Origin of the sequence: Luedemannella flava, assembly GCF_039528515.1 — a bacterium.
Taxonomy (GTDB): Bacteria; Actinomycetota; Actinomycetes; order Mycobacteriales; family Micromonosporaceae; genus Luedemannella; species Luedemannella flava.
Map to the genome: position 1 here is coordinate 1 of NZ_BAAALT010000145.1, position 12,315 is coordinate 12,315.

The 12,315-nt window shown below is 71.3% G+C and carries 12 protein-coding genes; 7 read left to right on the forward strand and 5 right to left on the reverse strand.

Annotated elements, in window-relative coordinates; translation table 11 throughout:
- Nucleotides 1-722 (forward strand): L,D-transpeptidase (locus tag ABD211_RS21720; protein ID WP_344134913.1); only part of this gene is annotated, 722 nt, incomplete at its 5' end.
- Here the strand turns inward: ABD211_RS21720 and ABD211_RS21725 are convergent.
- The 4 genes from ABD211_RS21725 to ABD211_RS21740 all read right to left on the reverse strand — a co-directional run bounded on the left by ABD211_RS21725 (nucleotide 719) and on the right by ABD211_RS21740 (nucleotide 4,769).
- Nucleotides 719-1,426, reverse strand: a complete 708-nt coding sequence (locus ABD211_RS21725) for an HAD family hydrolase (RefSeq protein WP_344134916.1) — start codon at nucleotides 1,424-1,426, stop codon at nucleotides 719-721. The two genes, ABD211_RS21720 and ABD211_RS21725, sit on opposite strands and share 4 nt — an antisense overlap.
- A 3-nt stretch (nucleotides 1,427-1,429) precedes the next feature.
- The gene (locus tag ABD211_RS21730; RefSeq protein ID WP_344134919.1) at nucleotides 1,430-2,287 is read right to left on the reverse strand and encodes a CE1 family esterase; all 858 of its coding nucleotides are present in this window, start codon (nucleotides 2,285-2,287) and stop codon (nucleotides 1,430-1,432) included.
- Entirely contained in the window at nucleotides 2,284-2,574 is a 291-nt protein-coding gene (locus tag ABD211_RS21735; protein ID WP_344134922.1) for a hypothetical protein, read from the reverse strand. Before ABD211_RS21735 ends, ABD211_RS21730 begins: the two co-directional genes overlap by 4 nt.
- Before the next feature lie 122 nt (nucleotides 2,575-2,696).
- Nucleotides 2,697-4,769, reverse strand: a complete 2,073-nt coding sequence (locus ABD211_RS21740) for an MMPL family transporter (protein WP_344134925.1) — start codon at nucleotides 4,767-4,769, stop codon at nucleotides 2,697-2,699.
- Between the two features lie 164 nt (nucleotides 4,770-4,933).
- Here ABD211_RS21740 and ABD211_RS21745 point away from each other — a divergent pair, with 164 nt between their 5' ends.
- The 6 genes from ABD211_RS21745 (at nucleotide 4,934) to ABD211_RS21770 (ending at nucleotide 11,030) form a co-directional block, all read left to right on the forward strand.
- The gene (locus tag ABD211_RS21745; protein ID WP_344134928.1) at nucleotides 4,934-6,262 is read left to right on the forward strand and encodes a sensor histidine kinase; all 1,329 of its coding nucleotides are present in this window, start codon (nucleotides 4,934-4,936) and stop codon (nucleotides 6,260-6,262) included.
- Nucleotides 6,214-6,858: a LuxR C-terminal-related transcriptional regulator gene (locus ABD211_RS21750; protein WP_344134930.1), complete on the forward strand. Its 645-nt coding sequence runs from the start codon at nucleotides 6,214-6,216 to the stop codon at nucleotides 6,856-6,858. The genes ABD211_RS21745 and ABD211_RS21750 overlap by 49 nt, the downstream gene beginning before the upstream one ends.
- 141 nt (nucleotides 6,859-6,999) lie before the next feature.
- Nucleotides 7,000-8,289 carry an ABC transporter substrate-binding protein gene (locus tag ABD211_RS21755; protein WP_344134933.1) on the forward strand — a complete coding sequence of 430 codons (1,290 nt, stop codon included), beginning with the start codon at nucleotides 7,000-7,002 and terminating at the stop codon, nucleotides 8,287-8,289.
- Between the two features lie 18 nt (nucleotides 8,290-8,307).
- Nucleotides 8,308-9,231, forward strand: a complete 924-nt coding sequence (locus ABD211_RS21760) for a carbohydrate ABC transporter permease (protein ID WP_344134936.1) — start codon at nucleotides 8,308-8,310, stop codon at nucleotides 9,229-9,231.
- 8 nt (nucleotides 9,232-9,239) lie between these two features.
- On the forward strand, nucleotides 9,240-10,067 hold the full coding sequence (locus ABD211_RS21765; RefSeq protein ID WP_344134939.1) for a carbohydrate ABC transporter permease: 828 nt from the start codon (nucleotides 9,240-9,242) through the stop codon (nucleotides 10,065-10,067).
- Between the two features lie 3 nt (nucleotides 10,068-10,070).
- Nucleotides 10,071-11,030, forward strand: coding sequence for an ABC transporter substrate-binding protein (locus ABD211_RS21770; protein ID WP_344134942.1), 960 nt, complete (start codon nucleotides 10,071-10,073; stop codon nucleotides 11,028-11,030).
- A 7-nt stretch (nucleotides 11,031-11,037) separates the two neighbouring features.
- Here ABD211_RS21770 and ABD211_RS21775 read toward each other — a convergent pair whose 3' ends face one another.
- Complete coding sequence (locus tag ABD211_RS21775) at nucleotides 11,038-12,156, reverse strand: hypothetical protein (protein ID WP_344134945.1); 1,119 nt, start codon at nucleotides 12,154-12,156, stop codon at nucleotides 11,038-11,040.
- Nucleotides 12,157-12,315 lie beyond the last annotated feature (159 nt).

Genomic DNA, 12,315 nt, shown 5'->3' on the forward strand with positions numbered 1-12,315 from the left:
CCCCGGCGAGCCTGCCGGTCATCAGCTACGACGCCGCGCCGGGCGGGTTCCCGCGCGACCCGGCGCCGCTGTCCACCGCACCGCTGACCGAGGGCCTGCACCCGGTGCGCCGCGTCGCCGTGTACGACGCGCCCGGCGGGCGGCCGCGCGCCTTCCTCGGGCCGGACATCCTCGGCGCGCCGCTCACCGTTCCGGTCGTCGCGCGCCGCGCCGGCTGGACCGCCGTACTCCTGCCGTCGGTGAACCGGCGCATCGGCTGGCTGCCACCGCGCCGCGGCGCCTGGACCACCACCACCCTGCGCGATCTGATCATCGTCGTACGCCGCACGCACGAACTGACCTGGCTGCGCGACGGCGTCCCGCAACACACCTGGCCCGTGACGCTGGGCCTGACGAGCACCCCCACGCCGCTGGGCCGCACGTTCATCCTGGGTCGCTCCCGGCTGCCCGGCATGGTCTACGGCGACACGGACGTCTTCGCCCTCGGCGCCGTCCCCGACAAGCCGCACCGCGTCCCGTACGGCCTGCGCGGCGCGCACATCGGCATCCACACCTGGTACCACGACGGCGACCTGGGCCGGAACACCACGGACGGCTGCATCCGGCTGACCCGCTGGGGCCAACGCAAGATGCTCGCCCAGGTCCCGCCCGGCACCCCCGTCGTGGTCCTGGACGACGCCCCACCGCCCGCCCCACCCCGCCCCGTCAGGTCGTACGACTAACGCCCCCTGATGACCGCCGTCGCGGGCAGCCGCGCGGACGCCGGCACCTCCAGCAGGGAGCGGATCGTTCCCGGACCCGGCTGTCGCGCGTCGGGCGCGTACCACAACGCGGGCATGCCCAGCGCCCGAGCCGGGGCGACGTCGGCGCTCATGGAATCGCCCACCACCAGCACCTCACCGGGCTGGGCGCCCAGCCGACCGAGTACCGCCTGGAACGCGGCCGGATCGGGCTTGGCGAAGCCGAGTTCCTCGCTGACGAACAGCTCGTCGACCAGGGTGTCCAACCCGGCGACGGCCAGTTTGCGACGCTGACCGTCGGCCGGGCCGTTGGTGAGGATGTGCCGACCGATACCGCTACGGGCAAGCGTGGTCAGGCAGTCGACCGCGTGAAGCGTGGCCGTGATGCGGTCGTTGACCTCGGCCATGAATCGCTCGTTCATCCGCGCCGCGAGCGCTTCGTCGTCGCCACCACCGTGCGTCAGCGACAAGGGGATCAGGAAGCGAAGCCGGCGGTAGCCCTCCCGCGACAACAGTCGATCGTTGAAGTGCTGGAAGAGCAGCGGCTCCACCGTCCGCCAACAGTCGAGCGCCGCCGCGCGACCCTCGTCCGGAACGAGCGCGAACGCGTTGACCAGGCCACGCTCGCGCGCGCCCGCGAAGTCGCAGAGCGTGTCATCAATATCAAAGACTATGTGCTTGATCATGATCTATGACGGCCGCGGATGAGCGGCGAAGAAGTCCCAGATCCGCGCCGACGCGGGCGGTTGGTCACCGGCGGTGGGCCACTGATGGCCCAGGCCGTCGACGGCGTAGGAGGCGACGTCGCTGCCATCGACGCACCGCACGGCAGCGGCGCCGGGCCGCACGGCGGGGCAACCCACCCGATCGCCCCATACCTTCAGGCCCTCCTCCACCTGACCCGCGTAGGGGTCCAGGGTGCCGTAGTACGTCATCACCGAGACCGGCCGGTCCGGCCGGAAGGTCGGTGGCTGCGCGACGCCGCTGGTGTTGAAGCCGGCGGCGACCGGCGCGATCGCCGCGAACACGCCCGGCAGCTCGACGGCCAGGCGGTAGGCCAGCTCGGCGCCCTGGGAGAACCCCGTGACATAGGTCCGCGCGGGGTCGCCCGCCCCATCGCGCGCGAGGCGCTCGACGAGCGCGCGGATGAAGCCCACGTCATCGGTGTCGCCGCAGCAGTAGAGGGCGTTCCAGCTGCCCGAGAGGGCTTCCGGGTAGAGGACCAGGAAGCCGTGTTCGTCGGCCAACTCGTCGAACCCTGTCGCGGCCGCGAAACCGGCCGCGTCACCCTGGTAGCCGTGCAGCGCGACGACGAGCGGCGCCGGGACGCCCCGCTGCTTGCCGGGCGGCACATGCAGGCGGAACGACCGCTGCTCGCCGGCCCAGTCAGCCGTGATCACGTGATCCCCCGGCCCCGACTGTGTCCATGAGCTGGGCACGGACGCTCGCGTCACGGGCGACGCCGGTGCGGCGTCACCCACACCGCAGCCGGCCAGCACGATGACCGCGGTGAGCGCGGCCAACGTGCCGCGTCGCGCGACACTCATGGCCGTCGCTGCGCCTCCAGGCCCGCGACGATCGCCTCCAGCTCGGGGCGCTTGTCGGCAGCGGTGACGAAGCCGACGAACGGCCCGCCGTCGAACTGGAGGGTCACCTGGACCAGCTTCTCCCGCTCGCTGCTGAACATCCGCACCCGACGGTCGATGTCCGCCCACGTCACGCCCCGGAAGGACGACGCCGGCACGCGGGTCGCGGAGTGCCCGCCCCGCAGCTTCTCGAACCACTCGCCATCGAGCACCAGTCGCTCATTGGCCTGCCCGTCCACGAATATCACGGCGGGAGCCTAACTGATCTTCCCGCTCCCCAGACAGTCGCGCGTGGCGGCGTTATGGCGCCATAGCTCTGGAATGCGAGAGCGCAGTCCATCGCTATGGCGCCATAACGCGAACCTCACCGCTAGGTGGTGGGCACCGTTTCGCGGAGCGGGGCGGGTGTGACCGGGGTCGGGTGGGACAGGCGGCCCGGCCACCAGACCCGGCGTCCGAGGTGCAGGGCTAGGGCCGGGATCAGCAGGGTACGGACCAGGAGCGTGTCGAGCAGGACGCCGACGACCACGATGACGGCCGTCTGCACCGACGGGACCAGCGGCAGGACGGTCAGCGCCCCGAACGTGGCGGCCAGGACCACGCCGGCGCTGGTGATGACGCCGCCGGTGACCGTCAGCGCGGTGAGCACGCCGGTGCGGTGGTCCGTCCGGGCGACCTCCTCGCGCGCCCGGGTCATCAGGAAGATGGTGTAGTCCACGCCCAGCGCCACCAGGAACAGGAACGTCTGCAGCGGGAGGGCCTCCCACAGGTCCGGGTAGCCCATCGCCGAGAGGACGAGACCCCCCGCGCCCAACGCCGCGAGGTAGGACAGCACCACGCTCGCGAGCAGCAGCAACGGCGCGACGACGGCGCGCAGCAGCAGGACGAGGACGATCAGCACCACCGCGAGGATGAGCGGCATGACCACCCGGTCGTCGCGGGCGGCCGCGTCGCGGGTGTCCAGCTGGACCGCGGTGTCGCCGCCCACCAGCGCGCCGTCCCCGTGGACCGCGGTGCGCAGGCGGCGCACCGTCTCCACGGCGGCATCCGACTCCGGCGGGTCCGCCAGGACCGCGCGCACCCGTGCCCACTGCCCGTCGGCCGACAGCTCGGCCGGCGCCACGTCCGCGACGCCGTCGACGCCCTTCGCGGCCGCGGTGACCGCGCCCGCCGCGCCGGCCGGGGCGATGATGAGCGCCGGCGAGACGGTGCCGGCCGCGTAGTGGTCCTCGACCATGTGCTGGCCGGTGACCGAGCCGACCTCCTTGGTGAACGACTTGTCCCCCGGCATGCCGATGCCCAGCGTGCTGATGCCCGCCGTCAGCGCGACCAGTACCAGAGCGGTGACCAGCCAGATCGCGCGCGGCGCGGCGCCGACCCGGCCGGCGATCGCGCGCCAGACCCGGTGCTCGGCGACGGCGCCGCCCACGCGCGGCACGAACGGCCAGAACACCCACCGGCCGAACAGCACGACGAACGCCGGCAGCAGCGTCGTCATGACCGCGAACGCGGCGATCACCCCGACCGCGCCGACCGGGCCGAGGCCGCGGGTGGCCGGCAGCGCGGCGGCGAGCAGGCACAGCAGGCCGAGGCTGACGGTGGCCGCCGACGCGGCGATGGCCGGGAGGGACCGGCGCAGCGCCTGGGCCATCGCCGCGTGCCGGTCGTCGTGTTCGCGCAGCTCCTCGCGGTAGCGGGCGATGAGCAGCAACGCGTAGTCCACGCCGACGCCGAACACCAGGATCGTCAGGATGCTCTGACTCTGCAGGTTCACCGCCAGGCCGGCGTGCTTCGCCAGCAGGTACACCACGGCGCTGGCCAGTTGGCTGGCGATGCCGACGGCGATCAGCGGCAGCAGCCACAGCACCGGGCTGCGGTAGGACAGGATCAGGATCAGCGCGACGGCCAGGGCGGTGGCCAGCAGCAGCGCGCCGTCCATGCCCTCGAACGCGTCGAAGATGTCGTCGGTGGCCCCGGCCGAGCCGGTCAGGGCGACCCGCAGGCCGTGCGGCGGGCCGGTCGTCAGCTGGTTGCGGATGTGCTCGACGGCCGCGCTCTGCGCGTCGTCGTCGCCGGCCAGCGCGAACGCCAGCAGCAGCGCCTTACCGTCCGCGCTCGGCTCGGCCGGCGCCACCTGGCCGCCCTCGGCGTACCGCGCGAACGCCGCCCGGTCAGCGTCGACCTTGGCGCGGTCGGCGGCGGTGAGACCGGCGTCGCGGGCGTACACGGCGACCGCGACCAGGGCGGACGGTTCCGGGAACGCCCGGGCGAGCCGGTCCGCGGCCCGGTGCGCCTCCGCACTGGCGGGCAGCGCGCCGATCTGTTCGTTGTCCTGCACCTCGGAAAGCTTGATCGCGATCGGTCCCGCCACCGATGCCACGATCAACCACACGGCGAGTACGGCCAGCTTGCTCCGACGGCCGCTGAGCAGTCGAGCCCACACGGGCGTGATCCCTTCTCCCGGAAAATCCAGACGCATCCATCTCAGGCGTGCGGGACGCGGAAGACAGGAGTGGCAGGGCCCCACCCCGGTGGTGCCAGCACCACCGTCGGCGATCGGGTGCCAGCACCCCTGACCCGCTGGCGGCGGCGGGTGAGAATGCTCGGATGCGAGATCTGCTCCCCGACCAGGTGCGCAGGTGGCTGGCCGACCTGCCGCCGCTGTGGCGCGACGGACCCCCGGCCATGCTGCGGGGCCTGGCCGTCGGGCTGCTCGCCATCACGCTGAACCCGGTGCTGTTCGTGCTGTCGGTGGTGTCGCTGGCGCTCATCCCGGCCGCGGGGCTGGGCTTCGCCGCCTTCCCGGTGGTCACGTCCGTGGTGCGGTGGCGCGTCAACCTCAGCCGCCGGTTGGCCGCCGGGTCGGGCGTGCCCATCGCGGTGCCGTACCTGCCCACGCCGACCGACGCCAGCTACGGAAAATGGGAACGTTTCCGGCATATCGTTCGCGACCCGGCCACCTGGAAGGACTTCGCCTGGCTGATCCCCGGCGCGCTCGCCGGCGGCGTGTGCGGCCTGCTCGCCGCCCTCCTGCCGCTGTACGGCCTGGAAGGCATCCTGGGCATCCCGATCTTCCTGACGATGATCCTCGACTGGTACGGCTACGGAATCTTCTGGCCCATCGACAACGCCTTCGAGGCCGTGCTGACCATCCCGCAGGGCGCGCTCTTCCTCGCCATCGGCCTGGCCGGCGCCCGCTGGCTCACCTGGATCGAGGCGACCTTCGCCAGCTTCTTCCTGCGACCCAACGCGTCCGCCAACCTGGCCCAGCGGGTGCACCAGCTGACCGTCACCCGCGCGGAGACCGTCGACGCCCAGGCCGCCGAGCTGCGCCGCATCGAACGCGACCTGCACGACGGCGCGCAGGCCCGGCTGGTCTCGCTCAGCATGAGCCTCGGCCTGGCCGAGGAGCTGCTGCGCAACGACCTGGAACAGGCCGCCGCGCTGCTCGCCGAGGCCCGCCAGTCCAGCGGCGAGGCGCTGCGCGACCTGCGCGACCTCGTACGCGGCATCCACCCGCCGGTGCTCGCCGAGCGCGGCCTCGACGGGGCCGTCCGCGCCCTCGCGCTCGCCGTCCCGCTGCACGTGTCCGTGGACGTGGACCTGCCCGGCCGCCCACCCGCCCCGGTGGAGTCGGCGGCGTACTTCGCCGTCGCCGAGATCCTCACCAATGTCGCCAAACACAGCCACGCGAGTACGGCCTGGGTGCGCCTCACGCACCGCGACGGGCGCCTGGCCATCCAGGTCGGCGACAACGGACACGGCGGCGCCGACCCGGCGAACGGCAGCGGCCTGCGGGGCATCGAGCGACGGCTCGCGGCGTTCGATGGAATCATGTCGGTGTCCAGTCCGCCCGGCGGGCCGACCGTCGTGATCATGGAGCTGCCGTGCGAGTTGTCATCGCCGAGGACCTCGCCCTCCTCCGGGACGGCCTGACGCGGCTGCTCGAGGCGTTCGACTGCGAGGTCGTCGCGGCCGTCGACAACGGCCCGGCACTGCTGCCCGCCCTGCTGTCCCACCGCCCGGACGTCGCGGTCGTCGACGTGCGCCTGCCGCCCACGTTCACCGACGAGGGCCTCAAGGCCGCGATCGCGGCCCGCGAACAGGTCCCCGGCCTGCCCGTACTCGTGCTGTCCCAACACGTCGAGCAGCTGTACGCGCGCGAACTGCTGGCCGACCGCGCGGGTGGCGTCGGCTACCTGCTCAAGGACCGGGTCTCCGACGTACGCCAGTTCGTCGAGGCCGTCCGGCAGGTCGCCGGCGGCGGCATGGTCATGGACCCCGAGGTGGTGTCGCAACTGCTCGCCCGGCGTCCGACCGCCGACCCGCTCGCGGCGTTGACGCCCCGCGAGCGGGAGGTGCTCGGCCTCATGGCCGAGGGCCGGTCCAACACGGCGATCGGCGCCCGCCTGTTCATCACCGAGAAGGCCGTCAGCAAGCACATCAACAGCATCCTGGCCAAGCTCGGCATGCCCCCGTCCGACGACGACAACCGCCGGGTGATGGCCGTGCTGGCCTACCTGAATGCCTAGGCGGACTTTGTTATCGCTAACAAGTCGACGCGACGTGAATCAACCGGACGGACAGTTGACGCCTCGGGGCCACCATGTGAACGTTAACAACTCGTAACCCGAAAGTTTCAGATCGGTCGAAGTGCATGAGGGGGTGAGTTCGTGGGTCGCAGCCGGGCCTCGACGGTCGCCGCCCTGGCGTGCGCCGCGGTGCTGCTCGCCGCGTGCCAGAAGGCGACCACGAACCCCGCGTCCACGGACATCTCCGCGACCGACGACGGCACGACGATCACCATGTGGACCCGCTCGCTGATGGGGTCCTTCGCCGAGCAGCTGATCGACGAGTACAACGCGACGCACCGGAACAAGATCAAGCTGACCGTCATGCCGGACGACTCCTACCAGCAACGGATCGGGGCCGCGGCCGGCGCGCACCAGCTGCCCGACCTGCTCGCCGTGGACGTCCTGTACGCGCCGAACTACGCGTCCAAGGGCGTGTTCCTCGACATGACGGCCCGGGTCGACACCCTGCCGTACCGGGCGGAGCTGGCCACGTCGCACATGCGGGCGGCGACCCATGAGGGGCGCGCGTACGGCGTCCCGTTCGACATCGACGTGGCGGCGCTGTTCTACAACAAGGCGCTGTTCATCGCGGCCGGCCTGGACGGGGACACGCCGCCGTCGAGCCTGGCGGAGCTGCACACCTTCGCCAAGCGGATCAACGAGCTCGGCGACGGCGTGCACGGCTTCACGTTCGCCGGCGCGTGCCCGTCCTGCATGCTCGTGTCGACCTGGCCGATGATCTGGGCGTCCGGGTCGTCGGTGCTCAACGAGGAGGGCACGGCGTCGACGATCGACAACCCGATCGCCGGCGACGTCCTCGACCTGTACGGCCGGATGTACGCCGAGGGCCTCGTGCCACCGTCGGCGAAGAACGAGAGCGGGCCCACCTGGACCCGCGAGTTCAGCAACGGCCGGGTCGGCATGCAGGCCATGGGCGCGACCGCGCTGCAGAACATCCGGGAGGGCACCGAGCTGCAGGTCGGCGTGGCCGCCGTGCCGGGCCTGAGCGGCGGTGAGTCCTCGTTCGTCGGCGGCGACGTGCTCGGCATCGGCGCCAACAGCCGCCACGCGGCGCAGGCCTGGGACTTCATCTCGTGGATGTTGTCGGAGGACACGCAGGTGAACGTCCTCGCGCTGAACAAGAACGTGACGGTGCGCCGCGACCTCGCGAACAACGTCTACGCCGAGCAGGACCCGCGGCTGGTGATCCTCACCAAACTCGCGGGCCTGGGCCAGACGCCGTTCGCGGTCAACTTCGGCAAGACCTACAACGACCCCAACGGTCCCTGGATGTTCGCGGTCGCCGACGCGGTCTTCGGCGACGGCCCCGCCGCGCCGACCCTCGAGCGCCACAACGACGACATCACCCGGTCGCTGGCCGGCGACTGAGCTATCCGAGGAATCGCCGTGACCACCTTGCTGACCAGCTCGCCGGGCGTACAGCGGCACCGGGGCGCGCTCCCGCCGTCGCGGCAGGCCCGCCGGCGCAACCTCGCCGGCGCGCTGTACGCGGCGCCGATGGCGGTCGTCGTCATCGTGCTCTTCGTCGTACCACTGGGTCTGATGATCTGGATGTCGGTGAATCACTGGCCGCTGCTCGGCGCCTCCGAACCCAACGGGCTGGACAACTACCGCGCGCTGCGCGATCCGCTGTTCGGGCGGGCGCTCGTGTTCACGCTCAAGTACACGGTGCTGACGACCGTGGTGCTCGGGCTGGTGTCGTGGGGCCTGGCGCTGCTGGTGCAGGACCCGCGGCCGGGGATGCGGCTGCTGCGCACGGTGTACTTCCTGCCCGTGTCGGTCGGGCTGGCGTCGGCGAGCCTGCTGTTCTACGCGTTCTTCAACGACACCGGGTCGCCGCTCAATGTCGTGGCCCGCTGGCTGCACGTCGGCGACATCGCCTGGCTGGGTACGGGCGACAACGCCCTGTACTCGACCATCGCCATGACGACGTGGCGGTTCGCGGGCTACTACATGATCATCCTGATGATCGGCCTGCAGTCGATCAATCCGCTCATCTACGAGGCGGCGCGCAGCGACGGGGCGGGCAGCCTGCAGATCATGCGCCAGATCACCCTGCCGCTGCTGCGCCCGACGATCGCGCTGATGCTGGTCCTGCTGGTCACGAACTCGCTGCTCACATTCGACCAGTTCTTCATCCTCACGGGCGGTCGCTACGGCACCGCGACGGTCGTGATCGACACGTACCGGGAGGCGTTCACCTCCCAGGACCTCGGCCGGGCCAGCGCCATCTCGGTCGCGCTGCTGGCCGTCCTCATCGTCATCAACGGCATCCAGCTGCGCCTGCTCCGGCGCGGCGACCGGCGGTAGGAGCGGACGTGGGCACACTTCTCGCGCGGGTACGGGGGTTCGGCGTCTACACCACGTCGCTGGGGCTCGCGGTGCTGTTCCTGACGCCGATGCTGTGGACGCTCTACGGCTCGCTGCACGGTCCGACCGCCGCGAAGGACGGCGCGGGCTGGGGCGTGGAGAACTACCGCCGCATGGTCTGGTACGGCAGCGGTCTGGGCACGTACATGCTGAACACGGCCATCGTCGCGGCCATCACCGTGACGGTCACCGTCGTGCTGACCACGCTGGGCGGCTACGCCGTCGTGAGGTTCGCGTTCCCCGGCCGCGACCTGCTGTTCCTGACCACGCTGGCGATCCTCATGGTGCCGCACACGACCCTGCTCATCCCGCTCTACATCCTGCTCGGCTGGATCGGGCTGCAGAACTCGCTGCTCGGTCTCGGCCTCATGCTCGCCATGTTCCAGCTGCCGTTCGGGCTGTTCATGATGCGCAACTCGTTCGAGGCGCTGCCCGTCGAGCTGCAGGAGGCCGCGCTCGTCGACGGCTGCGGCCCGACGCGGGCGCTCTGGCACGTGCTGCTGCGCGGGGTACGGCCAGGCATCGTCACCGTCGCGCTGTTCTCGTTCCTCGCCTCGTGGAACGAGTTCGTCGCCCCGCTGATCCTGATCACTGACGACGAGAAGTTCACGCTGCCCGTGGCGCTGTTCAACCTCCAGTCGGGCAGCCTCGGCTCCGTCGACTACGGGGCGCTGCTGTCGGGCGTCGTCACCGCGGCCCTGCCGTGCATCGCGGTGTTCCTCATGCTGCAGCGGTACTACGTGCGCGGCTTCATCCGTGGCGCCTTGAAGGGCTAGCGCATGCGAAGACTCCTCCTCATCGCACTGGTATGCGTCTCGCTGGCGGCGTGCGCCCCGCCCGAGAACCTCGCCGCCGACGGCTCGAAGATCGTCGTCGGCTTCTCGCAGGTCGGCGCGGAGAGCGGCTGGCGCACGGCGAACACCGTGTCCATCCACGACGCGGCCCTGGACGCGGGGATCAAGCTGCGCTTCTCCGACGCGCAGGGCAAGCAGGCCAACCAGATCACCGCGATCCGGTCGTTCATCAAGCAGCGCGTCGACGTCATCGCGTTCTCCCCCGTCGTCGAGACCGGCTGGGACGAGGTGCTGACCGAGGCCCGCCAGGCGGGCATCCCGGTCATCCTCACCGACCGGGCCATCAGGACCACGAGCAAGGACCTCTACACCACGTTCATCGGCTCCGACTTCGTCAAGGAGGGCACGCTGGTCGGCGAGTGGCTGGTCGACTACTACGCCAGCCGGCCCGGCACGGTCCGTGTCGTGGAACTGCGGGGCACCACCGGGTCGGCGCCCGCGACCGACCGCGCGGCCGGCTTCCGCGCGGCGATCAAGGGCGAGCCGAGGTTCCAGATCGTGGCCTCGCGCACGGGCGACTTCACCCGCCCCAAGGGCGAGGCGGTGATGCGCGCGATCCTCAAGACCGACCGCGACATCGACGTCGTGTTCGCGCACAACGACGACATGGGGCTCGGGGCCGCGAAGGCGTTGGAGGCCGCCGGCCTGCAGCCGGGGCGCGACGTGCGGATCGTGAGCATCGACGCCGTCCGCGACGGCATGAAGGCGCTCGCCGAGGGGCGCTTCACCTTCATCGCCGAGTGCAGCCCGCTGCTCGGCCCGCAGCTCATGGACCTGGTCAATAAGATCGCGAACGGCCAGCCGGTGCCGCCCCGGATCGTCACCCAGGAGACCACGTTCACCCAGGAACAGGCGAAGGCGGCGCTGCCCGACCGCAAGTACTGACCGGCGGTCAACCGCGGCGCGACGGCACCACGACGAACCGCGTGGTCAGGCTCCGGTCCTGGTTCCTGGTCCACGTCGCGAGCGTCATCAGGTTGTCGGCGCAGCCGGCCAGGACGATCCCGCGGTCATCCGGGTCCGCGCCGAACACGGCCTTCTCCCGGACCTCGAAGTCGTAGGCCACCTCGATCTCGGTCATGCCGGGGCTCCACCGACGGATCTGCGGCTGCCCGGGACCCGCGGACCAGTACACGTAGTCGCCGCACGTGGTGAACGAGATGCCGGTGACCTCGCCCAGGTCGACGAGCGTGGTCCCGTCAGTGGCGTGGGCCGTGACGCCGTGGTTGCGCCCGCCCGCCCCCAACGTGGCGGCCCAGACGGACCAGCCCCGCACGGTGCCCGTCCCGACCGTCGCGCAGTCCGCCGGACCGATCGGGATGATCCGGCCGCCCCTGATGCCCCGGCCGGTGTCGCAGATCGCCTCGTAGGACCTGACCGTCCAGGTCGCGCCGTCCTCGCCCGGAGCGACGAAGACAGGGTTGTTGGCCTCGTTGGCGCATTCCACCGTGGACCCGCGCATCGTGCGCAGGTCGGCCATGCCCACGCAGTACTGGAAGGTGTTCTTTTTCTTGGCGGTCACGGAGACGTAGTACAGCCGGCCGTCGTCGGTGAGGGTGGCGAACTGGCCCTGCCCCTGGCGCGGGGCGCCAGTGACGTCGGCGAGCGTCGTACGCCGCTTGGTCCTGAGGTCGTAGATGTAGATCACGGACGGGTGGTCGGTTCCGCCGTTGGTGTTCACGTTGTCGTCGGCCACGACGAACAGGTCGCCCGCGAGGTCGGCGAACGTCGTTTCCAGGCCGCGCGTGGTCCGGTGCGTCAGGACCAGCGTGTTGTCCGACCGCCGGCGCACCGCGAACGCGCCCTGGGCCGCCACCGGCCTGACGATGTAGGTGTCCGAGACGACCGCGACCGCGTCGGTACTGCCGGCGCCCGTAGGCCCGAGGGCGGTCTGCGGCACGACAGCGTTCGCGTTGACCGGGAGCGGACCCACGCGCGTGGTGGCGGCCGGTTGAAGGATCGGGTCCGTCTTCGGCGGGTCGCCGGCGCAGCCGGATGCCGCTAAGGCCACGAAAAGGCACAATCCGGATAGCAGTGCGCGGCGCGCGTTCATGAGCGGTCCCTCCCCCGAGCGGGGTCGCATCATGCCACGTCAGGCCGCCCGCACGCGACCGGGGACCGAACTAGGACCGACGAAGCCGGTACCAGCGCGGAGAGGTCCTGTTCATCG